This is a genomic window from Pseudogemmobacter faecipullorum (genome assembly GCF_020539525.1).
Taxonomy (GTDB): domain Bacteria; phylum Pseudomonadota; class Alphaproteobacteria; order Rhodobacterales; family Rhodobacteraceae; genus Pseudogemmobacter; species Pseudogemmobacter faecipullorum.
In genome coordinates, this window is the sequence record NZ_JACDXX010000001.1 from 150533 (window position 1) to 175465 (window position 24933).

Consider the following 24933-nt stretch of genomic DNA (forward strand, 5'->3'; position numbering starts at 1 on the left):
ACCGGCAAATGTTTCCTGAAAGAATATGAAACATGCACCAGAATGAAAATGCGTTGCATCTTGGTTTTCTGATTTTCCCTGGCTTTCCCATGGCCTGCCTGACCTCGGCGATCGAGCCGCTGCGCGCCGCCAATGAGATCACCGGCAAACGCGCTTTTCGCTGGAGCGTGGTCGGCGAGGCCGGAAGCCGCGTCGTCTCCTCGGCGGAGGTGGGCTTCGATCCCGATCTGACGCTTGCCGGGCTGGAAGCGCCGGATCACCTCTATCTGCTCTCGGGGCCTGGCGGGAAATTTGCCAATGCGCGCAGTTCCAATGCGGCTTTGCGGCGGCTGGTGCGCCATGGCACCTCAATCGGCGCTTTTTCGGGCGGGATCTTTCCGCTGGCGCGCGCCGGGCTGCTCGATAACCATAAGGCCTCGGTGCACTGGTGCTATGAGGCGGCCTTTAAAAGCGAATTTCCCGAGGTGATCCCCTCGGAAAAGGTGATCACCATTGACCGTGACCGGCTGACGGCGGCGGGTGCGACCGCGGTCTTTGATCTGATGCTGCGTCTGATCGAGGACCATCTCGGGGCCGAGGCGATGATTGAGGTGGCCTGCTGGTTCCAGCACCCCTTCGTGCGCGGCGAGGAGGTCGAGCAGCGCATTCCGGCGCAGCGCCTCGACCGCACCGAGGATATGCTGCCCGAGCCGGTGGCCCGCGCCATCCGCCTCTTTGCCGAACATATCGAGGAACCGATCCAGATCGCCGAAGTCGCCGAAGCGGTGGATCTGTCCTCGCGCCAGTTTGACCGGTCCTTCAAACGCTCAACCGGGCAGAGCCCGCTGAAATATTACCGGCTGCTGCGGCTGAAAAAGGCCCGGCAGATGACGCTTTATTCAAATGACACCATTACCGAGATCGCTCTGGCGGTGGGCTATGCCAGCACCACGCCACTGGTGCGCCATTATCAGCAGGCCTTTGGTGTCACCCCTCAGGAAGACCGCAAACAGGCCAATCGCTTCCGGGTAAAAGAAAACGCCCCCCTGCCAGCGGCCTGAGGGCGTTTCCGCGTCCAGATCAGGAATGGGGTCAGAGCGCTGACCTGGCCGCCGTCACCAGCGCATGATGCAGCGAGGCCGCCGAGGAACGGGGACCATAGACCGAATAATGCCGGCCCTGCTCACGGCAGATCACAAGGCAGCCCAGATGTTCGATCATGCTGCGGCTGGTGCCGCCTGAGGGCAGTTTTCCGAGATCGAGATTGCTCAGAAGTTCGAAAACGGAAATCACGCCTTGACCTTCAAGATCAAAACGGCACCAGCCGTCCGTCTGTTCGGTGACCGAGGCGCTGGCGCCAAAGCCCGCTTTGACCAGCGAGGCAATATCCTCATGGCTGGCAAAAGGGGCCTCGATGAACCATTGCTCAGGCCCGGTCCAGAAGGCGGTATACGCCCCGCCGCCCGAGACCCGTGCCGGAGCGGCCAGCTCAAAGCCAAAGAAGGCCTTTGCGCTGGCGGCAAATTCTGCCGCTTTGCTCTGGCGCGCGGCCAGAGCGGCAAGGGCGGTGTCAACGACCTCGGTGATCGTCACGCCGCTGATACGGTCCTGGCGCGGGGTGTCGCTGCCGAGGGGGGTGATCGGTTTCAGACGATGATCAGCCACGCAGACGCTCTCCTTCAGGGTCGACAAAATGGGCAGAGACGACTTTGACCTCGACCTCCTCACCGGCGAGCGGGTTGACCGCGCGCAGGGTATCGCCCTTACGGGCCGCCCCGTTTTTCAGATAGCCAAGGCCGATGGACGAACCCAGATGCGGCGAGTAGCAGCACGAGGTCATATAGCCCTGATCGTTCTTTTTCACCGCCTCGGCCCCGAGATTGATGAAATGCATCCCCGCCAGCAGCTGTTTTGAGGCATCCACCGGCACAAAGCCCACGAGGTTCAGCGCATCGGCCTGGTTCATCCCCTCGCGCTCTGACAGCACCGAGCCGATCGAGTCTTTTTTCTTATTGACCATACCGGCCATGCCGAGGTTCAGCGCCGAGGTGGTGCCGTTCAGCTCATTCCCGGCCGCATGGCCCTTCTCGATCCGCATCACGCCGAGGGCCTCAGTGCCATAGACCACCGCATCGAATTCGCGGCCCGCCTCCATCATCGCGCGCACCAGACCATCGCCATAGCGGGTCGGCACGGCGATCTCATAGGCCAGTTCGCCCGAGAAGGAGATGCGGAACAGACGCGCGCGCAGCCCGCCGCAGACGGTAATCTCGCCGCAGCCCATATAGGGGAAGGCCTCGTTCGAGATGTCGAATTCCGGATCAACGATCTTTTGCAGCAGTTTACGCGCATTCGGTCCGGCAACCGAGAACTGCGCCCAGGCCTCGGTGGTCGAGATCAGCTGCACATCCAGATCAGGCCAGAGGCATTGCCGCGCGAATTCCATATGGCGGTAGACGCCCACGGCATTGGCGGTGGTGGTGGTGGTGACGAAGTGATCCTCGGCCAGACGCGCCGTGGTGCCGTCATCCATCGCCATGCCGTCTTCGCGCAGCATCAGCCCGTAGCGGACCTTGCCCACCTGAAGTTTGGCAAAGGGGTTGCAATAGATCCGGTTCAGGAATTCAGCCGCATCCGGGCCCTGAACGTCTATCTTGCCGAGCGTCGTCACATCGCAGATGCCGACCGATTTACGGGTCTGCAGCACTTCGCGGTCGACCGACTGGCGCCAGGTGGTCTCACCGGCTTTCGGCAGCCATTGCGCGCGGTACCACATGCCGACCTCGACAAAGACCGCGCCCTGTTCGGCGGCCCAGACATGCGAAGGTGTCAGGCGTTTCGGACGGAAATCCGCACCGGCCGAGCGGCCGGCGAAAGCGGCAATCGGCACCGGGGTATAGGGCGGGCGATAGATCGTGGTGCCGGTTTCGGGGATCGACCTGCCGGTCATCTCGGCCATCACCGCCAGACCGCCAATATTCGAGGTTTTCCCCTGATCGGTTGCCATGCCCATCGTGGTATAGCGCTTGAGATGCTCGACCGAGCGGAAGCCCTCCTGATGCGCCAGCTTGACGTCTTTGACGGTGACGTCATTTTGCTGATCCAGCCAGGCGCGGCCCTTATGCGGCACATACCAGAGCGGCGTGACACGGGTCGGCGCATCTTCGGCCTGGGGCAGATCAGCCGCCACGGCACGGATCCCAAGGCCCTCAAGCGCCTGAGCCGCGACCGAAGCCCCCGAAGCCAGCGCCCCTGCGGTCGAGAAGGCACCACTTGCCGCCCCGGCAACCAGCATCCCCGGCGGCAGTGCGGCCCCTGGCACAAAGGCAGAAAGTGCCTCATTCCACACCGGCAGACCGCGCTGATGGCAGGTCAGATGCACATTCGGATTCCAGCCACCCGAGACGCCAAGCGCCTCGCAGGCGATCTGGCGGCTCTCGCCGCTGGCAAGTCTGACCGTGACCGATTTCAGCCCGAGCCGACCGCTGGCATCCGTGACCACCGCACCGCGGAAATGCTCGGCGCCCTGGAAGGAGGGGCCATCCTGACGGCTGTCGATCACGGCGCTGACTTTCACACCTTTCGCCAGCAGATCCTGCGCCGTGCGCAATCCGTCGTCATTATTGGTGAAGACGGCAACGCTCTGGCCCGGGGTCGCGGCCCAGCGATTGACATAGGCGCGCAATGCGCCTGCCATCATAATGCCGGGGCGGTCATTGTTTTTAAAGGCAATCGGACGCTCGGTGGCCCCCGCCGCCAGAACGGCCCGCTGCGAATAGATCCGCCACAGGATCTGACGCGGCTTGCCCGCCGCCGGCACCGCCACATGGTCCGCGACCCGCTCAAGCGCGCCGTAAATGCCGTGATCAAAAGCACCCAGAACCACGGTCCGGCTCAGAACACGCACATTCGGCATCGAGGCCAGTTCGGCAATTGCCGCCTGCGCCCAGGCCGCGCCTGACTGATCACCAAGGCTGAAAGTCTCGGCATTGAGACGCCCGCCCGGGGTGAAGTCCTCATCCGCCAGAATGACCCGCGCCCCCGAGCGTGCCGCCGTCAGTGCCGCTGCCAGCCCCGAAGGCCCGGCCCCGATCACCAGCAGATCGCAATGCAGGAAGCCTTTGTCATAGCAGTCGGGATCGGTTTCCATCGACAGGCTGCCAAGCCCCGCCGCGCGGCGGATCATCGGCTCGTAGAGTTTTTCCCAGAAGGCCTTCGGCCACATGAAGGTCTTATAATAGAACCCTGCAGCAAAGAAATTCGACAGCCGGTCATTGACCGCCAGCCAGTCCCATTTCAGCGAGCCGACATAATTCTGGCTTTTCGCGCTCAGACCGTCAAACAGCTCCGCAATGGTGGCCCGGGTATTGGGCTCCTGACGGGCGCCGCTGCGCAGTTCCACAATCGCATTCGGCTCTTCCGAGCCAGAAGAGATCGGACCGCGCGGGCGGTGATATTTGAACGAACGCCCCATCAGGCGCTGACCATTGGCCAGCAGCGCCGAGGCAAGCGTATCGCCCTCATAGCCCTGGAAGGACCGGCCATCGAAGGTGAAGTTCAGCAGCTTCGAGCGGTTGATCTGCCCGCCCTGCAGACGATTGATCTGGCTCATTTGCTCCTCCCGCGGGCGCGGGCCACATCACGGGCCAGCTCAACGCGCGTAATCTCATGGGTCAGGGTATTGCGGGTCACCACCAGCCAGGAGCGGTCGCCCTGCTCGTGGAACCACAGTTCCTGATGTTCACCGGCGGGGTTTTCGCGCAGGTAGAGATATTCATACAAAGCCTCGGCAGCGCCTTCGGCCAGGCCATCGGGGCGGTTGATCAGGCTGGCATCGCCCAGATAGACGAATTCCTGCGAATCGCGCGGCCCAAGAAGCGGGTGGTTGATGATCATGTCAGGGCCTCAATGCAGATTCGGTTGGGCGCCCATGCCCTTTTCGTCAATCATCAGCCCCTTGCGGAAGCGATCGAAACGATAGGCCGTGGCAACCTGATGCGGCTTGTCGGTGGCCAGCAGATGCGCGAAGCACCAGCCCGAGGCCGGGGTGGCCTTAAAGCCGCCATAGCACCAGCCGCCGTTGAAATAGAGACCGTCGATATCGGTGCGGTCGATGATCGGCGAGCCATCCATCGACATATCCATAATACCGCCCCAGATCCGCAGCAGCCGCGCCCGGCCGATCATCGGCATCAGGGACATGCCGCCTTCGCAGACATCCTCCACCACCGGCAGATTGCCGCGCTGCGCATAGGTATTATAGCCGTCCGGATCGCCGCCAAAGACCAGACCGCCCTTGTCAGACTGGCTGACGTAGAAATGGCCCGCGCCATAGGTGATCACACCCGGCAGAACCGGCTTCAGCCCCTCGGAGACAAAGGCCTGCAGCACCGTGCTCTCGATTGGCAGCCTGCTGATCCCGGCCTGGGCCATGACTTTCGAGGAATTCCCCGCCACGGCGCAGCCGACTTTACCCGCGCCGATAAAGCCCCGTGTGGTCTCGACGCCCAGCACCTTGCCATTCTCGATCTTAAAGCCGGTGACTTCACAGTTCTGAATGATATCAACGCCGCGCTCATCGGCGCCGCGGGCATAGCCCCAGGCCACCGCATCATGGCGCACGGTGCCGCCCCGGCGCTGCAACAGCCCGCCCTTGATCGGGAAGCGCGCCGAGCTGAAGTTCAGGAACGGCGCCATGGCGCGCACGCCCTCGGTATCGAGCAGCTCAGCATCGACACCATTGAGCCGCATCGCATTGCCGCGGCGGCGATAGGCATCGCGCTGCGCATCGGTATGGCACAGGTTCAGCACGCCGCGCTGCGAGACCATGGCGTTATAATTGAAATCCTGCTCGAGATTTTCCCACAGCTGCATGGAAAACTCATAGAAAGGCTCATTGCCGTCGAGCAGATAGTTCGAGCGCACAATCGTGGTATTACGCCCGACATTGCCGCCACCGATCCAGCCTTTTTCCAGCACTGCGACATTGGCCTTGCCATAGACTTTGGCGAGGTAATAGGCCGTTGCCAGACCATGCCCGCCGCCGCCGATGATGACGATGTCATAATGCTTTTTCGGCTCAGGGTCGCGCCAGACGGGCTTCCAGCCTTTATGGCCGGTCAGGGCCTCTTTGATCACTTTGAATCCCGAATACCGCATCAGTTCCTCGCGCCCGGTTTCCCTCTGTTATCAAGGTTTTCGAAAGGCTTTACTCGCTTGTTTCAGACGGCGACCCTTCCGTTTCGGACATCGTTCGTTTTTCCCTTCAAAAGCCGGTCAGACTGCGCTGAGCCTGTTTCCTGCCGGGCTGAAGCATCTGAAAACAAACTCTTTCCCAACAGCCCAATTCAGGGCATCAGATCCGGGTAAGCGGCCAGAGCCCCCCTTTCCCCGCGTAATCAGTGAGGCAGATGATGTATCTCGGTCTGGATCTTGGCACTTCGGGCATTCGCGCGCTGCTGATGGATGAGGATCAGCGCCTGATCGGCTCGGCCAGTGCCGCAACCCCGGTATCACGCCCCCACCCGGGCTGGTCAGAACAGGATCCCGCGCTGTGGAATGAGGCCTGCTCCAGCGCTGTCGCCAGCCTGCGGGCGCAGTTGCCGCGGGAATTTGCCGCGGTGCGGGCCATCGGCCTGTCAGGCCATATGCATGGCGCAACGCTGTTTGACGCGGCGGATCAGCCGCTGCGCCCCTCGATTTTGTGGAATGACAGCCGGGCCGCGGCAGAGGCGAGCGAACTGGACCAGGATCCGCGCTTCAGGGCGCTGACCGGCAATATTGTTTTCCCCGGCTTCACCGCGCCGAAACTGCTCTGGCTGGCACACCATGAGCCGGAGCTTTTTGCCAGAACCGCGAAAGTACTGTTGCCGAAAGACGCGTTACGGCTCTGGCTGACCGGTTCGCATATTTCGGATATGTCGGATGCCTCAGGCACCTCCTGGCTGAACCCGGCGAAACGCGACTGGGAGGACAGCCTGCTGCAGGCAACCGGTCTGACGCGCGAACATATGCCTGATCTGGTCGAGGGCTCGGCCCCCGGGGGGGAACTGCGCGCGGAGCTTCTGGCCGAATGGGGGCTGAAAGGCCCGGTGCTGGTAGCAGGCGGCGCGGGCGACAATGCCGCCTCGGCCATCGGTATGGGGATCGCGCGCGAGGGTGAGGCCTTTGTCTCGCTGGGCACCTCCGGGGTGATTTTTGCCGCGAATGACGCTTTCCGCCCGCGCCCGGAAAGCGCGGTTCATGCTTTCTGCCATGCGCTGCCCGGCCGCTGGCATCAGATGGGGGTGATCCTGTCCGCCACCGATGCGCTGAACTGGTATGCCAGGATCACCGGCAGCAGTGCCGCCGATCTGTCACGCGCGCTTGGCCCAGATCTCCAGGCCCCGGGCGAGGTCACCTTCCTGCCCTATCTCTCGGGCGAACGGACACCGCATAATGACACGCAGATCCGCGGCGCCTTCTCTGGGCTCTCGCATAGTGCGGACCGCGCCGCCCTGACCCGCGCGGTGATGGAGGGGGTGGCCTTTGCCCTGGCCGATAGCCTTCTGGCGCTGCAGGCAGCCGGGGCCAGCCTGTCGCGGCTGGTCGCGGTCGGCGGCGGCTCAAACTCTGGTTACTGGCTGAAGGTAATCGCCACCACCCTGGGCATTCCGGTCGATCTGCCGGTCGGCGGTGATTTCGGCGCGGCTTTCGGGGCCGCCCGTCTGGCCATGCTCGCCGCGAGCGGCGCCGACCCGGATGCGGTCTGCACCCCCCCGGCCATTGCCAGCAGCTTCACCCCAGACCGCGCCCTCGCCCCGGCTTTCGCCGAGGCGCATGAGCGCTACCGCAGGCTCTATCCGGCGCTGGCAGGCTGAGACCGGCTCAGAGCCCGCCGTGCAAAGCGGCATAGGCGAGACCGCAGGCAAAAGCCCCGGCGAGGGTTGCCGCCACGACCGAGCGCCTGGGCAGAAAGACCAGCACCGTCACCACCACGCCCGCCGCCAGCGGCAAAGGGTCTTTCTGCTCGGGCCAGAGCTGCGGCAACAGTGAGGCCACCACCAGGGTGGCAATCGCCGCCGGGCCGGTCGAGGCGAGGAAGGCCGCGAAAATGCCGCCGGGCCTTGCCTCGCCCCGCATCAGCAGGATCGGCAGGGCGCGAAAGCCCCAGTTGGCAAGCCCCGCCATCAGCGCAACCAGCAGGAGATCAGTGTTCATTGCGCCGCCTCCCCGCGGATCCGGGTTGCGACAACGCCCGCCAGCGCGCCGGTGATCATCCCGGCCAGAATGCCGGTGGTGCCGGACCAGAAAACCGTTCCCAGAACGGTCGCCACCCCGGCGGCAAGAATCGCCGGCAGAGCGGCGCGGCTGAGGATCGACATCAGCAGCGCGAGGAACAGCGCGGTCAGCATGAAATCAAGCCCCGCCCCCACCGCCGGCCAGGCGTCAAGCGCGCCGCCTCCGGCTAAGGCCCCGACCGCCGTGCCCGAGACCCAGGCCGCATAGGCGGCAAAGCCAAGCCCAAACATATAGGCTTCCGAGAAGCGCTGGCCACGGGTGAGCGCACCAAGCGCCTGGCCAAAGACCTCATCGGTCAGCCCCCAGGCCCAGGCCCAGGCCTTGCTGCGCCCGGCCTCAGGCCCCGCCTGTTTCATCAGAGCCGGGCCATAAAGCAGATGGCGCAGATTCATCGCGATCAGGGTAAAGGCCGCCACCAGCACCGGCGCGCCGGAGGCAAACAGCGTCAGCGCCAGAAACTGCGAGGCCCCGGCATAGATCAGCAGGGAGAGAGCCACGGCCTCAATCCCGGTCAGCCCGGTCCTTGTGGCGGCAACGCCAAAGGAAAAGGCGATCGGAAAATATCCGAGCACAATGGGCAGAGCGGCGATCAGGCCGCTGCGAAAGGTCACGGGCGATGCATTTTCGGTCATGATGCGGCAAGCGCTAACCTGCCCCTTTGCCGAAGTCAAAGCCCGGCCGCATATGCGACCGGGCCAACAGAAAACGGGGAGAGGGTTTCCCCTCTCCCCGCCGGTGTCAGATCACCGCTTTACGCTCACTCGGCCGCGTCGAGATAGCTTTCCAGCGGCGGGCAGGTGCAAACAAGGTTGCGGTCGCCATAAACGTTGTCGATCCGGCCGACCGGCGGCCAGTATTTATCGACGCGGAAGGCGGCGGGCGGGAAGCAGCCCTGTTCGCGCGAATATTTGCGATCCCAGTCCTGAACCAGATCCTGGACCGTATGGGGTGCAAAGCGCAGCGGGCTTTCCTCGGCTTTGATCTCGCCATTCTCGACCGCCCGGATCTCCTCGCGGATCGCCTGAAGCGCGGTGATAAAGCGGTCAATCTCGGCCTTGGTCTCGGATTCCGTCGGCTCGACCATCAGCGTACCCGAAACCGGCCAGGACATGGTCGGCGCGTGGAAGCCGTTGTCGATCAGACGCTTGGCGATATCATCCACGGTGACGCCCGCTTCTGCGAAGGGACGGGTATCGAGGATGCATTCATGCGCCACCCGGCCGCGGTTGCCCATATAGAGCACCTCATAGGAGCCCTTCAGCCGCGCCGCGATATAATTCGCATTCAGAATCGCCACGCGGGTCGCCTGGGTCAGACCCTCACCGCCCATCATCAGGCAATAGGCCCAGGAGATCAGCAGGATCGAGGCCGAACCGTACGGGGCCGCCGAGACCGGCCCCTCTGCGCCGCCGGTTTCCGGATGGCCCGGCAGATAGGGGGCAAGATGGGCGCCGACGCCGATCGGACCCATGCCCGGACCGCCGCCGCCATGCGGAATGGCAAAGGTCTTATGCAGGTTGAGATGGCTGACATCGCCGCCGATCTCACCCGGTTTCACCAGCCCGACCATGGCATTCATATTGGCGCCGTCGATATAGACCTGGCCGCCATGCTCATGGGTGATTTTGCAGACCTCGCGCACCGTCTCCTCAAACACGCCATGGGTCGAGGGATAGGTGATCATGCAGGCCGCCAGACGGTCACCGGCTTTCGCGGCTTTGTCGCGGAAATCGTCCAGATCGACATCGCCATTGGGCGAGGATCTGACCACGACCACTTCCATACCCGCCATCTGCGCCGAGGCCGGGTTGGTGCCATGCGCCGAGATCGGGATCAGACAGATCTTGCGCTGCTCATCGCCACGCGCCTTGTGATAGGCGAGGATGGTCAGGAGGCCCGCATATTCGCCCTGTGCCCCCGAATTCGGCTGCATCGAGAAGGCGTCATAGCCGGTGATCTCGCAAAGCTTCGCCGTCAGATCGCTGATCGCCTCATGATAGCCCGCCGCCTGATCGGCCGGGGCAAAGGGATGCAGCGAGCCGAATTCCGGCCAGCTGACCGGCATCATCTCGGCTGCCGCATTCAGTTTCATCGTGCAGGAGCCAAGCGGGATCATCGCCCGGTCCAGCGCCAGATCGCGATCTGAGAGACGGCGCATATAACGCATCATCTCGCTCTCGGCGCGGTTCATATGGAAGATCGGATGGGTCAGATATTCCGTCTCGCGCAGCATCTTGTCGGGGAAGCCCAGCTCGGCGCGATGCGGCGGTACGCCCAGAATGCCAAAGGCCCTCAGCACGCGGGTCAGCACTTCTTCCGAGGTGGTCTCATCCAGCGAGATCCCGATCCGGTCATTGCCGATCTTACGGAAGTTCAGCCCCTCATTGCGGGCCGCGGCCAGGATACCGGCCTGACCAACGCCGACCTCAACGGTGATCGTGTCAAAGAAGGCCTTCGGCGCGACTTTGGCACCGGCGGCTTTCAGGGCATGAGCCAGACGCTGGGTCATCGAATGCACGCGCTCGGCAATGGCGCGCAGGCCTTTCGGCCCATGGAACACCGCATACATCGAGGCCATAACCGCCAGCAAAGCCTGGGCGGTACAGACGTTCGACGTGGCTTTCTCGCGGCGGATATGCTGCTCGCGCGTCTGCAGCGACAGCCGGTAGGCGCGGGTGCCATGGCTGTCGACCGAAACGCCGACAATCCGGCCCGGCATATCGCGCTTGAGACCATCGCGGCAGGCCATGAAAGCAGCATGCGGGCCACCATAGCCCATCGGCACGCCAAAGCGCTGCGCCGAGCCAATGGCAATATCCGCGCCCATCGCGCCCGGCTCTTTCAGCAGGCACAGAGCCAGCAGATCGGTGGCGACAATCGCCAGCGCCTTATGCTCATGCAGCAAAGCAATCTTGGCGGTGAAATCGGTCACATGGCCGTAAGAGCCCGGATACTGGAAGATCGCACCGAGGACTTTCTCCGGCTCAAGCAGCGCCACATCCGCCTCGATGATCTCAATCCCGAGCGGCTCGGCCCGGGTGCGGATCACGGCGATGGTCTGTGGATGGCAGAAGCGGTCGACGAAGAAGGCTTTGGCCTTGGATTTCGACGAGCGCTCGGCCATGGCCATGGCTTCCGCTGCCGCCGTCGCCTCATCGAGCAGCGAGGCATTGGCAATATCAAGCCCGGTCAGGTCGCAGACCATGGTCTGATAATTCAGCAGCGCCTCAAGACGGCCCTGGGCGATCTCGGGCTGATAGGGGGTATAGGCGGTATACCAGGCCGGGTTCTCAAAGATATTGCGCTGGATCGCCGGCGGGGTGACGGTGCCGTAATAGCCCTGGCCGATCAGCGAGGTCATGACGCGGTTCTTCGCGCCGACCTCTTTCATCCTGGCCAGCAGCTCATGCTCGGCCAGCGGCGCCCAGCCCAAAGGCTTTTCCTGACGGATCGAGGCGGGCACGGTCTCGGCAATCAGCTGATCGAGCGTCGGGGCCCCCACCGCTTTCAGCATCTCGCCCATTTCAGCGGGCGAGGGGCCGATATGGCGGCGGTTGGCGAAATCATAGGGGTTGTAGTCGGTCGGCGTGAATTCGGTCATCGCGCAGCTCCTGACAGAGGACTGACGCACCGCGCGCCGCCCCGTTCATCTGTCTGAAAATATCCCAGGGGGTCCGGGGGACGCATCCCCCGGCACTTCGTCTTGCCGCAGAGCGGGCGACAGGCGCCCCCTCTGCAACCGGCCTCAGCCGATCATGTCTTTATATTCGTCTTCGGTCATCAGATCATCGAGCACGCTCAGATCATCAACCTTCATCTTGAAGAACCAGGCCTCGCCCAGCGGATCCGAATTCACCAGGCCGGGATTGTCCGAGAGCTTGTCATTAACCTCGACAATCTCGCCATCGACCGGGGCCAGAATATCCGAGGCCGCTTTCACGCTTTCGATCACCGAGACCTCGTCACCGGCGGCCACCTGGGTTTCACGCTCCGGCAGTTCCACGAAGACCACATCGCCAAGTGCTTCCGCAGCATGTTCGGTGATACCGACGACGACCAGATCCCCCTCGACGCGGAGCCATTCATGTTCTTTGGTAAATTTCATCTCTGATCCCTCGGGTTTCAGCGTTTATAGGAATGGGGGTGGAAAGGCGCCGCGGTGACGGTCAGGGGCGCGCGTTTGCCGCGCAGCTCGCCCTCGATCACCGTGCCCAGCGGCGCGAAAGCCGTGGCGACATAGCCAATGGCCAGCGGTGCCTGAACCGAGGGGCCAAAGCCGCCCGAGCTGATTTTGCCGATCGGCGTGCCATCGGTCGAGTAGAGTCCGACACCTTCGCGCATCGGCGCCCGGCCTTCCGGGCGCAAAGCCACGCGCTGACGCTCGGTGCCTTCGCTCAGCTCGCGCAGGATACGCGCCGCGCCCGGGAAACCGCCCTCGCGCGCGCCGCCGCTGCGGCGGGCCTTCTGGATCGCCCAGCCCAGCCCCGCCTCGACCGGCGAAGTGGTCTCGTCCATATCATTGCCATAAAGGCAAAGCCCGGCCTCAAGCCGCAGGCTGTCGCGCGCGCCAAGGCCGATAGGCATCACCCCCTCAATCGCCAGCAGCGCCCGGGCCAGATCCTCGGCCCCGCCGAAGGGCACCGAAATCTCAAACCCGTCCTCGCCGGTATAGCCCGAGCGCGAAAGCCAGAGCTGACCGAAAACACTATCCACCGACAGCACATCCATGAAGCGCATGCCGGCGGCCTCGGGCACCAAGCTGGCAAAAGCCGCCTCTGCCGCGGGGCCCTGCAACGCGAAGAGTGCGCGCTCATGCTGCACTTCAACCCGCGCCACATCGCCGAGATGGGCAGCCAGATGCGCGAAGTCATGCTCTTTGCGCGAGGCATTCACCACCAGCAGATAATCCGTGCCGCGATTGGCAAACATCAGATCATCCAGGATGCCGCCATCAGCGCTGGTGAACAGGCCATAGCGCTGACGGCCCGGCGGCAGCGACAGCACATCGACCGGCATCAGTTTTTCCAGCCCCAGGGCCAGGGCCTCCATGCCCCTGGTGGGATGCAGCACCACCTGGCCCATATGGCTGACATCGAAAAGCCCGGCCTGCGAACGGGTGTGCAGATGTTCGGCCATTACCCCGGCGGGATATTGCACCGGCATCTCATAGCCCGCGAAAGGCACCATTTTGCCGCCAAGACTGACATGCAGCCCGTGCAGCGGAAGACGCAAAAGGTCGGTCAAACCGGCCCTCCCCTGTTTTCAGTTATGGCCGGTACATATGCCGGCACCGATTACAGCAGTACCCCTGCCGCACGGTGCCCCCTCTGTCCTTGCGCCCGTGGCGCGCCTGAGATCGTTATCCCTTCGGCGGGCGCGGTTGCGCCTCTCTCCAGAGTCTTCCTTGCAGAAACGGTCCCTTGCGCCTGAGAGTTTACCGGGGCGGTTGCTCCTTCGGCACCGGACCCGGAAGACCTGCCTCCCTGCCCGGATTCTCCCGATCCTGCGCTCTCTGCATAGCCGATCTGCCAGAGGAGCAGCAAGGGCAATTTGCCAGTCAAATATCTCAATAGATAAAAGCTATGGAACCGATAGGCGCGACCAGTGCAACCCGGTTCAGGCCCGGCGCTCGCCCGGGGCGGCGGGCTCGGCCTCGGGCTGGCTCAGCGCGGCCGGTGCGACGGGCCGGACGCCGATCGGCACATTTGGGCGGCGGATCGCCAGGGCGGCAAAACCCCAGGCCAGCAGCGCAAAGGCAACGCCGCCAACCGCCTGACCGATCAGCACTCCCTGGGCCCCCCAGAGCTGGCCAAACCACCAGGCAAAGGGAATGGTGCCAAGGGTATGGCGGCCCCAGTTGACCACCGTCGACCAGAAAGGACGGCCCAGATTATTGCAGACCGCATTGCCGGCAAAGATGACCCCGTTGAAAAACCATAATAATGCCAGAGGTCCGCAAAAGAGATAGACGATCTCACGGGTCAGGCCTTCGGCGCGGAACAGATCGGCAATCGGGGCCCGCAGCAGCCAGAGCAGGCCCGATACCACCAGGATGATCACCGCGATAAAGATCAGCGCATCGCGGAAAGCCTGGCGCACCCGGTCCATCCGTCCGGCGCCGAGATTCTGGCCGATGATCGGCCCCAGAGCCCCGGCCAGGGCGAAGATCACCCCGAAGGCCACCGGGGTCAGACGCCCGGCAATCGCCATGCCCGCCACCGCCGCCTCGCCAAAGCCCGAGGCCATGCGGGTGACGAAAGCCTGGCCCACCGGGGTGGCAATCTGGGTCAGAATGGCCGGAATACCGATGGCCCAGACTGGCGCCATATCGCGCAGAACGCCGCGCAGCGTCGGCCGGTTAAAGCCGCCATGTTTCCTGATCACCGGCCGGACCGCCATGAACAGGATCAGCGCCCGGCTGATGATGCCGGTCAGCGCCGCCCCGGTCAGGTCAAGCCCGAGGCCAAAGATCAGCAGCGGATCCAGCACCGCCGTCACCACCGCCCCCCAGACCGTGGCCATCATCGCCGCCTGAGCATCGCCATGGCTGCGCAAAATTGCCGTTCCGATCATGCCCAGCATCAGCAGCGGCTGGCCGAGGGTCACGATCTGCAGATAATGCTCGGCCAGATCATGCGCCTCGCCTTCCGCCCCCAGGAGCTGCAGCATCGGCGAGAGCATGAACCAGACCAGGGCGGCGAAAGGCACTCCAAAGATCAGGCCGAGCATCATCCCGGTCGTCGCCTTCTCACGCGCCAGCGCCATGTCGCGCTGCCCGATGGCGCGACTGACGAGCGCCGAGACGGCAATCGACAATCCGATCCCCAGCGAGGTGGTGAAAAACAGCACCGCCCCGGCATAGCCGATCGCCGCCGCCAGCTCGGCCCGGCCCAGCCAGGAGATATAGGCCATATTGATCAGATCGACGACAAACACCGCCATCAGCCCGACCGAGGCGGTCAGCGACATCACCGTGATATGGCGAAACAGATTGCCCTCGACAAAGCGGGCCTGGGATTGGGTGCTGGACAAAAGCGGTCTCCCGGTCGGAAATCAGGCGGATATGCGGGTTTTGGCGCGCATCCCGAAATGCAAAAGGCGCAGCGGCTTAACGCCGCTGCGCCTTGTTTGTTGCACGGATCGCGCGCCTCTGCGCGAAAATCAGACCTGCGGCAGCTTCTTCAGCAGCGGCATGACATCGGCCATTTCCGGGCCATTACCACGGCCGGTCAGCGCCTTGCGCAAAGGCATGAACAGATCTTTGCCCTTACGGCCGGTTGCCGCTTTCACCGCCGCCGTCCATTCGCCCCAGGTGGCTTTGGTGAAGGGGCCTTGCGGCAGCAAAGCGAAAGCCTCGCGGATGAAATCACGGTCCTGATCCTCGATCAGCGGCTCCGCCCCTTCCGAGAACAGCTTCCACCAGCCCTCAAGATCGGCGAGAACGGTGATATTGCCCCGCGCCACGGCCCAGAAATCCTCGGCCTCGGCTGCCGGCACCCCCAGCGCCTCAATGCGCTCCTGGACCTTGCTGAAGGGCATGTTCTGCACCCAGGCGCGGGTCAGCGGGAACAGATCTTCCGGATCGAATTTGGTCGCGCTGCCACCGAAGCTTTCAATATCAAAGCCCTCGGCCAGTTCCTCGAGGTTCGAGACCAGCTCAATCGGTTTCGACGAGCCCAGCCGCGCCATCATCGACAAAAGCGCCATCGGCTCAACACCCTGGGCGCGCAGATCGCGCAAAGACAAAGCGCCAAGACGTTTCGACAGCTCTTCGCCTTTCGGGCCCGAAAGCAGCGAATGATGCGCGAAAGCGGGCGGCGTGCCGCCCAGGGCTTCCATGATCTGGATCTGGGTGGCGGTATTGGTCACATGGTCAGCGCCGCGCACGATATGGGTCACGCCCATTTCCACGTCATCGACCGAGGAGGCGAAGGTGTAAAGCACCTGGCCATCGGCGCGGATCAGCACCGGATCCGAGACGCTGGCCGCATCGATCGAAATATCGCCGATGATACCGTCTTTCCATTCGATGCGGCTCTGGTTCAGGCGGAAACGCCAGTAACCGGCCCGGCCCTCGGCGCGGAAAGCCGCCTTCTGCTCTTCGGTCAGGCTCAGCGAGGCGCGGTCATAGACCGGCGGGCGGCCCATATTCAGCTGCTTCTTGCGCTTCAGATCCAGCTCGGCCGGGGTTTCAAAGCTTTCATAGAAACGGCCATTGGCGCGCAGCTGCGCCGCCGCCTCTTCATAGCGGTCATAGCGGGCCGACTGGCGCTCGATCCGGTCCCAGGTCAGGCCCAGCCATTCGAGATCCTGCTGCAGCGCGTCGATATATTCCTGTTTCGAGCGCTCCTGGTCGGTATCGTCCAGACGCAGGATGAAGGTCCCGCCGGCCTTGCGGGCGATCAGGTAGTTCATCAGCGCGGTGCGCAGATTGCCGACATGGATATAACCGGTCGGCGAAGGGGCGAAGCGGGTAACGACGGGCTTGGACATCAGCAGATCCTCGGGCAGGCAGACAGTCCTGCAAAGCCCTCCCTCTGTCACAGCTCTGGCGGATTGTCCAGAATTGCGAGGAAAAGACGGGGGCGCTGCCCCCTTGCCCCTGCGGGGCTCAGCCCCCGGGATATTTTCCGACAGATGAGGTTCGAGGCGCGTGGCGCCCCCCTCACCTGTCCTGAAATATCCCCGCCGGAGGCTCTGTATTACTCGACGAAGGACAGCTGATAGCTGTGGGGCACATAGCGGAAGCCCTCTCCCTTCGGCTCGACATAGCCCAGGCCGGGGAAGGGCATGTGATAGCCGATGAAAGGCAGCCGGTCGGCGGCAATCATGCCAAAGATGCGTTTGCGCGTCGCAGCCGCTGCGGCTTTATCGACATCGAAACGCACCTCCCAGTCGGGATGTTCCAGCGACCAGACGAAGTGATTGGCGCAATCCGCGGTCAGCACCATCAGCTTGCCATCGCTCTCGAGCATCCAGGCCATATGGCCGGGGGTATGGCCAAAGGCCTCAAGCGCGGTGATGCCCGGGGCCGCCTCATCGCCATCGGCGACAAAGCGGGTCTGGGCCGCCAGCGGGCGGACCTTTTTGTCAAAACCCTCATTCTCCTGACCCGACCAGTAGTCGAACTCGGCCCGTCCGGTGACATAGCGCGCACGCGGAAAGACCGGCGTTGCGCCATCGGGCATGGTCAGCCCGCCGATGTGATCGCCATGCATATGGGTCAGCACCACCACATCCACCGCCTGGGGCGAGACCCCGGCCTGGGTCAGGGCGGCGAGGATGCCTTCCGGCGCGAGGCCGGTGTCAAACAGCACCAGCTCGCTGCCGGTATTGACCAGAACCGGGCAGAAATTGCTGCCGGCGCGGTCGGTGGGCAGGAAGGCGGCCTGCGACACGGCTGCAAATTCCGCATCGCTGACATTCAGGCCAAAGCTGCGCCTGGGTTCGGCATTCTCGCCCGATCCGGCCAGCAAAGTGGTGATCTCAAACCCGCCGAGGCGAAAACGGCGATAGAGCCCCTCGCCCGGCCCCTGACGCTCGATCTTTGCCGCCGCCGGTGTCACCAGCCCGCCGGTTAACCCAGCCGCAAGCGGCAAAGCAGCTGCGGCGAAAAGGGCGTGACGGCGGGACAGACCGGGCATGATATTCTCCAGAATTCTTAAGGCGGATCGCAGCGGGCCCGGCATTGCTGAGCCGGGCTTTCTGATCAGAACACCCCGGCTACACAGGCAGGCCTGACAGCTCCTTAGCCCTGCCAGATCACATCAGCACATCACACTCGCGTCAGAGTTTCGCCATCGGCGGCATCATTCCCACCAGCGGTCCACCCCGGCGATCTCTTCATCGGACCAGCCGAAATGATGCGCCAGTTCGTGAATGGTGACATGGCTGACCAGCTCGCCGATGCTGACATTGCCGCGCTCAACCCATTCATCCAGGATCGGGCGGCGGAACAGCCAGACCATATCCGGCTGCAGCACCTGCTCACTCACCGATTTTTCGGTCAGCGGGATGCCCTCATAGAGCCCGGTCAGCTCAAAGGGATCATTCAGATCCATCGCCTCCAGCATCGCTTCTGACGGAAAATCCTCGACCCGCAGCACCACCTGGCTGGCGGGGTCGCGCCAGGGGGCAGGCAGGCTGGCCATGGCCTCGCGCGCGAGGCTTTCGATCAGTTCGAGAGAGGGGGCGAGGGCATCGGCGGCTGGGTCTGACATAGGCCCAAGCCTGGCATAACCCTGCCCGGCAGGAAAGGGGGGGCATCCCCTGCCCCCGCCATCAGATCATCCGGCGCTTTGCGCCAGCGGATAGCGGTTTTTATGCCAGACCAGCAGAGCCAGCATCGCAATACCCGCCAGAGCAAAGCCGATCGCCACAATCCCCGAGGAGCGATAGCCCCAGCCCGCCGCCAGCGCCGCACCGGCGACCAGCGGGCCGATGCCATTGGCGGCATTAAAGGCGGCATGATTCATCGCGGCCGCCATGCTCTGGGCATTGCCTGCCACATCCATCAGCCGGGTCTGCAGCGGCACGAAAACCCCCGAGGCCAGGCCCAGCAGCAAAGCCGAAAGCCCCATCAGCCAGGCATTGCCAACCGCATAAGAGCAGAAAGCCTGGGCAAAGATCGAGAAGATCAGCAGATAGAGGCAGGAACGGATCACGCCAAAGCGGATGGTCATGCGTGCGGCGAGGATGGATCCAAGGGTGATCCCGACACCAAAGACCGAGGCCAGCACCGGCACCACCCATTCCGGCGCATCCGTGGTGGCGCGCAAAGCCGCCGAAAGGAAGGCATAGACCGCGAAAAGGCCGCCGCAGCCGATCAGCCCGACACCAAGCGTCAGCAGCACATGCGGATTGCGCAGAGCGCGCAGCTCCTGCATCGGCCTGGCATCGGGATCGACCCCAACCCGCGGCACCAGCCTCAGGATCAGCAGGGCCGAGAGCAGCGCCAGCACGCCCGGCAGCGCGAAACCGGCGCGCCAGCCCAGCTCCTGGCCCAGCCAGCCGGCAAAGGGCACACCGATGATATTGGCAATGGTCAGGCCCAGCATGATCTGGGTCACCCCTTTGGCGCGCTGATCATGCGGCAGCGCATCCGCCGCAACCAGCATCGCCACTCCGAGAAAGCCGCCATGCGGCAGCCCGGCAAGAAAACGCATCCCGACCAGGGTGCTGTAGCCTGGCAGGGCTGCGGCCAGCAGGTTGAGCAGACCATAGGCGGCGATCAGCGCCGCAAGATAGCGGCGGCGCGGCAGCCTTGCGCCGAGAATGGTGGTGATCGGCGCGCCGACCACCACGCCAAAAGCATAGGCGCTGACCACATGCCCGGCCTGGGATTCACTGACCGCCAGGTCTTCAGCATACCAGGGCAAGAGCCCCATCGCCGCGAATTCCGATGTGCCGATGGCAAAAGATCCAAGCGCAAGGGCCAGAATCGCCAGTCCCAGATTTGGGCGCGGCTCGGGATGAGAGAACATAGGGCACCTGTCACGACAAAATTTCAGCAATGGGGGTCAGATCCGCGCCTTCCTCCCCGGATCCGGAGGGAGACGCGCTTTGCGCCTGTTTGCGATAACAAGACCGGCCTGTCCATGCCCCTCACCCGCCCTGTCACAGAGTTGCAACATTGCCCCTGCCCCTCTTTGCCAGGCTCCGTGGCGGTGACGTGGCGTTGAGCGTGACTTGACGCGCGCGTCAGGTCACCTTCCTTCTGCACCCGCCCGCACGCCCCGCCTCGGGCAGCGGCGCGGCCGAGGGAGGTAAGCCATGTCAGAGTACAGCCACCTGTTGCAGCCGATCCGGCTGGGATCCCTGCAGCTGCGCAACCGCAGCCTGATGGGCTCGATGCATACCGGGCTGGAGGAATACGGGGATGTAAGCCGCGTGGCGGCGTTTTATGCCGCCCGGGCGCGCGGCGGGGCCGGGCTGATCGTCACCGGCGGCATGGCGCCGAACCGCGAGGGCGGGGTGCTGCCCGGGGCCTCGGGCCTGTTCAGCGTCCAGGATATTGCCGCGCACCGACAGGTGACCGATGCGGTCCATGCCGAGGGCGGCCATATCGCCATGCAGATCCTGCATGCGGGCCGCTATGCCTATAGCCCGGACTGCGTCGCCCCCTCGGCGATCAAATCGCCGATCTCGCCCTTTGCCCCGCGCGAACTGGATGAGGCGGGGATCGAAAAACAGATCGCCGATATCGCCACCGCCGCCGCCCGCGCCGCCGAGGCGGGGTATGATGGCGTCGAGATCATGGGATCCGAGGGCTATCTGCTCAACCAGTTCCTCGTTACCCATACCAACCGGCGCGAGGATCGCTGGGGCGGATCATATGAAAACCGCATGCGTCTGCCGCTTGAGGTGGTCAGGCGGGTCCGCGCCGCACTCGGCCCGGACAGGCTGCTGATCTTCCGCCTGTCGCTGATCGACCTGATCCCCGGGGGCTCAGCCTGGGAAGAGGTGGTGCAGCTGGCAAAAGCGGTAGAGGCCGCAGGGGCGGATGTGCTCAACACCGGCATCGGCTGGCATGAGGCGCGGGTGCCGACCATTGCCACTTCGGTGCCGCGCGCCGCCTTTGCCGATCTGACCGCGAAACTGCGCCCCGAGACCGGCCTGCCGGTCATCGCCTCAAACCGCATCAACAGCCCTGACCTGGCCGAGGCTCTGCTGGCTTCCGGTGCGGCGGATATGGTGTCGATGGCGCGGCCCTGGCTGGCGGATGCCGATTTCATCGTGAAGGCCGCCTCAGGCCGGGCGGCCGAAATCGCGCCCTGCATCGCCTGCAATCAGGCCTGTCTGGACCACACTTTCTCGGGAAAGCTGACCAGCTGCCTCGTCAATCCGCGGGCCTGCCATGAGACCGAACTGGTGCTCAACCCCGCCGCCACGCCTAAGCATATCGCGGTGATCGGGGCCGGACCTGCCGGGATGACCGCCGCGCGCGGCCTCGCGGAGCGCGGGCATCAGGTCACGCTTTTCGACAAATCAGACAGCCTCGGCGGACAACTGAACCTGGCGAAACAGGTGCCCGGCAAGGAAGAGTTCCACGGGCTGCTGCGCTGGTTCGCCCGGCAGATGCAGCATCCGAATATCACCCTGCGTCTCGGCGCTGAGCCACGGCCCGATGATCTGGCGCGGTTTGAGGAGCGCATCATCGCCACCGGCGTCACGCCGCGCGATCCGGGCATTGCCACCGAGGCGGGGGCGCCGGTCCTGAGCTATATCGAGGTGCTGCAAGGCGCGCCGGTCGGCAAACGGGTTGTCGTGATCGGCGCGGGCGGGATCGGCTTTGATGTGGCGGGCTATCTGGCCGAAAGCGGCCCGAGCCCGACCGAAGATATCAGTATCTGGCGGCGGGAATGGGGGGTGGCCCCGCCCTGGCAGGCCCAGGGCGGGCTGGTGCCCCCGGCGCCGCAGCCCGCTGAGCGGCAGATCTGGCTCTTGCAGCGCAGCCCCGGCAAACCGGGCCGCAGACTGGGCAAGACCACCGGCTGGATCCACCGCGCCAGCCTCGCCGCCAAAGGCGTGCAGATGTCCGGCGGGGTGAATTATGAGGCGATCCGGCGCGAGGGGCTGGAGATCAGCCGGGGCGAGACCCGCACCGAACCGCAGCTGCTTGAGGCGGACACGGTGGTGCTCTGCACCGGGCAGGAGCCCGAGCGCAGCCTTGCCCGCCAGCTTGAGGCCCGGGGTCTGTCGTTCCATCTGATCGGCGGGGCTGATGTCGCCGCCGAGCTGGATGCAAAACGGGCGATAGATCAGGCCATGCGCCTCGCCGCGCAGCTCTGAGCGACACGCCATCGCGATGGAGCGGGGCCGATGGCCCCGCTTCCGGTGCTTCAGTAAACCAGTATTTCATCAGACCGGTGTGTCCTCCCACCGGTGCTGCATCACAAAGGCAGGACCGCCCCGCTCAGGGCGCAGCCGTGCCGCTGGCCGGAGCTGCAGGCATCTGTACCAGATTATTGTCAACGGCGGTCTGCAGCTCTTCTGCGGTCACCGCCCCATTACCATCACTGTCGATCGCGGCAAAACCTTCGGCTGTCATCTCCGGCCAGCCTGCCTGCAATTCCCCGAGCGACCAGTCGCCGCTGCCATCGCTATCTGCGATCTGCGGCGGGCTGGTCTGCGCCAGGGCTGCCCCGGTGATCAGCAGGGCGGGAAGGGTGAGAAGGGCTTTAAAGCGCATCAGTCAGTCCTTTCGGATTTCTGTTTCGTCTCGCTCCGGCCAGGGTTCTGCCCGTTTCAGAATCAGCCTGACACCATACAGCCTGTTCGGGCAGCCTGACCGGCAGGGTCACGATTGTGGCAACCCTGTCGTCAGTCTGAGGCATTTCACGCCCCGATCCAGCCCCGGGGAAGAACCGGCTGATATCCCCCGCCGGTTACGCTGATTTCAGCGGGAAAACCCCGCCTGGCGGGTCGGATCGGGGTTTTCCCGCCGGTTTATTTGCCGCAGACCGGCAGGGCAGCGCCCGGGGCCGGTGTTTCCCTGCCTTGAACGATCCCCGGGAATTCCCCGGATCGGTCGCGCCTCTGCCCCGATCCCGCCTGAATTCACCGCCAGAACAGTCGTCAGAGCGCCACGTCTGGCGCAGCATCTGGTGTGTGGCTGTTTTACCTGAGGATTTCCGATGGATCGTCTGACCGAAATGGAAGCTTTTGCCACCGTTGTGGATCAGGGTGGATTCACCGATGCGGCCAAGAAGATGGGCATCTCAAAATCTGCAGTCTCCAAACATGTCTCCTCGCTTGAGGCCCGTTTGGGTGCGCGGCTCCTGAACCGCACCACCCGCCGGGTCAGCCCCACCGAGATTGGCCTCGCCTATTACGACCGGGCGCGGCGCGTGCTCAATGATGCGGGCGAGGCGGATGCGCTGGTCACCTCGATGCAATCCGCACCCTCGGGTCTGCTGCGGATCTCGGTTGCCACTGATTTCGGGGTCAATCTGCTCTCGCCAATCCTTGGTGATTTCCTGCTCGAATATCCCGATATCACCGTCAATATGGTGCTGAACAACCGCTATGTTGAGCTGATCTCAGAAGGTTTTGACATGGCGATCCGGGTGGGCGAGCTTGAGGACAGCTCGCTGCGCGCCCGCAAACTGACCGAAACCACGCGGCGGATGATCGGTGCGCCCTCTTACTTCCAGCGCTATGGCCGCCCGCTGAAGATCGACGATCTGAACGAGCATAAGCTGCTGCATTACTCGAACCAGGCCAATGGCAATGTCTGGAAGATCACCGCGCCTTCGGGCGAGAAACGCCAGGTGCGCTCGAACGGCTGGCTGACGGTGAATGACGGGCAAAGCCTGCTGAACGCCGCCCTGGCCGGGCTGGGCATCGCCTATCTGCCCTCATTTCTCTATGCCGATGCCATGCGCGACGGCCAGATCGAAGAGGCGATTCAGGGCCTGCCGACCGAGGTTCTGGGCATTTACGCCGTCTATCCCCCGGGCCGTTTCACCCAGCCGAAAGTGCGCGCTTTCATCGATTTCCTCGCGCGTCGCTTCCTTGATAAAGGCCCGGACAACTGGTGAGAGAAGGCCGGGCCAGATCCCCGGCCCGCTTCGCCCCCCGCTTCGCGAAGCCGGCCGGCAGCTGCACCTTCCGCCTCAGCCCGGGGCGGGAATAGCCTCGACCCTGCGGTTTTTCTGCCGCCCCGCCTCGCTGTAATTTTCGCTGCGCGGCGCCAGCGGGCCCGCCCCCTCGGCCTCCAGCCGGGCCGGAGCGATCTTATAGCCTCTGATCAGCGCTTCGCGCACCGCCTCGGCCCGGCGCTTCGACAAAGTGATATTGGCCTGAAGCGAGCCGGAAAGATCGGTATGACCCACCAGGATCAGCCGCCGCTCTGCCCCATCCCCCAGCCAGTCCGCCAGCAGCTGCAGCGAGGCATAATCGCCGTCGCGCAGCCGCGCCGAACCGGATTCGAAGACCAGATCCTCCATCACCAGCGGCAGGCCAGCCGCCAGCCTCGCATCGCCCTCGCCCTGCGGCACCGGTTCAGGAAGGGGAGCAGGCCTGGCCTCACTCTGTGGCGGCGTGTCCGATCCGCCCGGGCGCAGCGGGGCCAGCGCCTCGGGGCCGACCGCCACCTGCTGCACGAAGGCCGCATCGCCCGAGCGGCTGATCAGCAGGCTGAGCGCCTCCTCGCCGCGCCTGGCGGAGAGAAACCGGAACTGGTTCAGATCGACATGCATATCCGGCTCGGGCAGCACCTCGGTGCTGAAGCGAAAGTCGAAACCACCGCAATCGCGGGTTTCGCATTCAAACAGGATCTGCCAGCCTGCCGCCTGCAATTGCTCGCGCAGCGGCAGCAGAACCGCAAAAAGCGTGGCCCCGGGCGCATTCAGCCGCCAGGCCCGCCGGCTGACCTGGCCCTCGACCCTCTGAACCGGCAGACCGGTGGCCTTTTGCCAGGGGCCGACGGGCATGGCATAGCTGTCAAGCCCCGCCGCAAGCTCGGTCACGCTGCTGATCTGCTGGGTGAAAGAGGGCTCAAAGGCCGCCGCCGGAGCACTCAGGGCCAGCAGCAGGGCAGGAATTTTCAGCCCGAACCAGGCGCTGCGCCCGGCGCTCAGGATCAGGCCGTTTCGCGGCTTTGTCACATTTCGCGGCAAACCATCGCCTCTTTTCCATGCCCCATCGCCGATCTGTCGACCTGGCAGAACC

The 24933-nt window shown here is 64.1% G+C and carries 20 protein-coding genes and 2 riboswitches; of the genes, 4 read left to right on the forward strand and 16 right to left on the reverse strand.

What is annotated here, in order from left to right; genetic code table 11:
- The first annotated feature begins 32 nt into the window (after positions 1–32).
- Positions 33–1040, forward strand: a complete 1008-nt coding sequence (locus H0485_RS00685; protein ID WP_226933395.1) for a GlxA family transcriptional regulator — start codon at positions 33–35, stop codon at positions 1038–1040.
- Between the two features lie 31 nt (positions 1041–1071).
- On the opposite strand, the gene H0485_RS00690 is transcribed toward H0485_RS00685, so the two are convergent.
- Genes H0485_RS00690 through H0485_RS00705 form a run of 4 tightly spaced genes read right to left on the reverse strand, consistent with a single transcriptional unit; the run spans position 1072 to position 6138 of the window.
- Positions 1072–1644, reverse strand: a complete 573-nt coding sequence (locus tag H0485_RS00690; protein ID WP_226933396.1) for a sarcosine oxidase subunit gamma — start codon at positions 1642–1644, stop codon at positions 1072–1074.
- On the reverse strand, positions 1637–4591 hold the full coding sequence (locus H0485_RS00695) for a sarcosine oxidase subunit alpha family protein (protein WP_226933397.1): 2955 nt from the start codon (positions 4589–4591) through the stop codon (positions 1637–1639). Before H0485_RS00695 ends, H0485_RS00690 begins: the two co-directional genes overlap by 8 nt.
- Entirely contained in the window at positions 4588–4875 is a 288-nt protein-coding gene (locus H0485_RS00700; RefSeq protein ID WP_226933398.1) for a sarcosine oxidase subunit delta, read from the reverse strand. The genes H0485_RS00695 and H0485_RS00700 overlap by 4 nt, the downstream gene beginning before the upstream one ends.
- A gap of 9 nt (positions 4876–4884) precedes the next feature.
- Positions 4885–6138, reverse strand: coding sequence for a sarcosine oxidase subunit beta family protein (locus H0485_RS00705; protein WP_226933399.1), 1254 nt, complete (start codon positions 6136–6138; stop codon positions 4885–4887).
- A 254-nt stretch (positions 6139–6392) separates the two neighbouring features.
- Here H0485_RS00705 and xylB point away from each other — a divergent pair, with 254 nt between their 5' ends.
- A complete protein-coding gene (gene xylB, locus H0485_RS00710; RefSeq protein ID WP_226933649.1) occupies positions 6393–7838 on the forward strand; it encodes a xylulokinase in 1446 nt (481 codons plus the stop codon).
- 7 nt (positions 7839–7845) lie between these two features.
- Here the strand turns inward: xylB and H0485_RS00715 are convergent, their stop codons facing one another.
- The 10 genes from H0485_RS00715 to H0485_RS00760 form a co-directional block, all read right to left on the reverse strand.
- A complete protein-coding gene (locus tag H0485_RS00715; protein WP_226933400.1) occupies positions 7846–8178 on the reverse strand; it encodes an AzlD domain-containing protein in 333 nt (110 codons plus the stop codon).
- Positions 8175–8870 (reverse strand): AzlC family ABC transporter permease, encoded by a 696-nt coding sequence (locus H0485_RS00720; protein WP_226933401.1) that lies wholly within the window; start codon positions 8868–8870, stop codon positions 8175–8177. Before H0485_RS00720 ends, H0485_RS00715 begins: the two co-directional genes overlap by 4 nt.
- 146 nt (positions 8871–9016) lie before the next feature.
- Positions 9017–11860 (reverse strand): aminomethyl-transferring glycine dehydrogenase, encoded by a 2844-nt coding sequence (gcvP, locus tag H0485_RS00725; RefSeq protein ID WP_226933402.1) that lies wholly within the window; start codon positions 11858–11860, stop codon positions 9017–9019.
- A 144-nt stretch (positions 11861–12004) separates the two neighbouring features.
- Complete coding sequence (gcvH, locus tag H0485_RS00730; RefSeq protein WP_226933403.1) at positions 12005–12364, reverse strand: glycine cleavage system protein GcvH; 360 nt, start codon at positions 12362–12364, stop codon at positions 12005–12007.
- A 17-nt stretch (positions 12365–12381) separates the two neighbouring features.
- Positions 12382–13503 (reverse strand): glycine cleavage system aminomethyltransferase GcvT, encoded by a 1122-nt coding sequence (gene gcvT, locus H0485_RS00735; RefSeq protein ID WP_226933404.1) that lies wholly within the window; start codon positions 13501–13503, stop codon positions 12382–12384.
- Between the two features lie 81 nt (positions 13504–13584).
- Positions 13585–13657: riboswitch (glycine riboswitch) on the reverse strand.
- A gap of 5 nt (positions 13658–13662) precedes the next feature.
- A riboswitch (glycine riboswitch) is annotated at positions 13663–13769 on the reverse strand.
- A 106-nt stretch (positions 13770–13875) separates the two neighbouring features.
- On the reverse strand, positions 13876–15228 hold the full coding sequence (locus H0485_RS00740; RefSeq protein WP_435531461.1) for an MATE family efflux transporter: 1353 nt from the start codon (positions 15226–15228) through the stop codon (positions 13876–13878).
- Between the two features lie 192 nt (positions 15229–15420).
- Entirely contained in the window at positions 15421–16752 is a 1332-nt protein-coding gene (gene gltX, locus H0485_RS00745) for a glutamate--tRNA ligase (RefSeq protein WP_226933406.1), read from the reverse strand.
- A 209-nt stretch (positions 16753–16961) separates the two neighbouring features.
- Positions 16962–17903 (reverse strand): MBL fold metallo-hydrolase, encoded by a 942-nt coding sequence (locus H0485_RS00750; protein ID WP_226933407.1) that lies wholly within the window; start codon positions 17901–17903, stop codon positions 16962–16964.
- 165 nt (positions 17904–18068) lie between these two features.
- On the reverse strand, positions 18069–18479 hold the full coding sequence (locus H0485_RS00755; protein ID WP_226933408.1) for a metallopeptidase family protein: 411 nt from the start codon (positions 18477–18479) through the stop codon (positions 18069–18071).
- Positions 18480–18545: 66 nt separating this feature from the next.
- Complete coding sequence (locus H0485_RS00760) at positions 18546–19742, reverse strand: MFS transporter (protein WP_226933409.1); 1197 nt, start codon at positions 19740–19742, stop codon at positions 18546–18548.
- Positions 19743–20031: 289 nt separating this feature from the next.
- Between H0485_RS00760 and H0485_RS00765 the strand changes: the two genes are divergently transcribed.
- Positions 20032–22050, forward strand: a complete 2019-nt coding sequence (locus H0485_RS00765; RefSeq protein WP_226933410.1) for an FAD-dependent oxidoreductase — start codon at positions 20032–20034, stop codon at positions 22048–22050.
- 124 nt (positions 22051–22174) lie between these two features.
- Here the strand turns inward: H0485_RS00765 and H0485_RS00770 are convergent, their stop codons facing one another.
- On the reverse strand, positions 22175–22450 hold the full coding sequence (locus H0485_RS00770) for an EF-hand domain-containing protein (RefSeq protein WP_226933411.1): 276 nt from the start codon (positions 22448–22450) through the stop codon (positions 22175–22177).
- Positions 22451–22895: 445 nt separating this feature from the next.
- Here H0485_RS00770 and H0485_RS00775 point away from each other — a divergent pair, with 445 nt between their 5' ends.
- A complete protein-coding gene (locus H0485_RS00775) occupies positions 22896–23801 on the forward strand; it encodes a LysR family transcriptional regulator (protein WP_226933412.1) in 906 nt (301 codons plus the stop codon).
- 75 nt (positions 23802–23876) lie between these two features.
- Here H0485_RS00775 and H0485_RS00780 read toward each other — a convergent pair whose 3' ends face one another.
- Positions 23877–24881, reverse strand: a complete 1005-nt coding sequence (locus H0485_RS00780; RefSeq protein WP_226933414.1) for an OmpA family protein — start codon at positions 24879–24881, stop codon at positions 23877–23879.
- Positions 24882–24933: the final 52 nt, after the last annotated feature.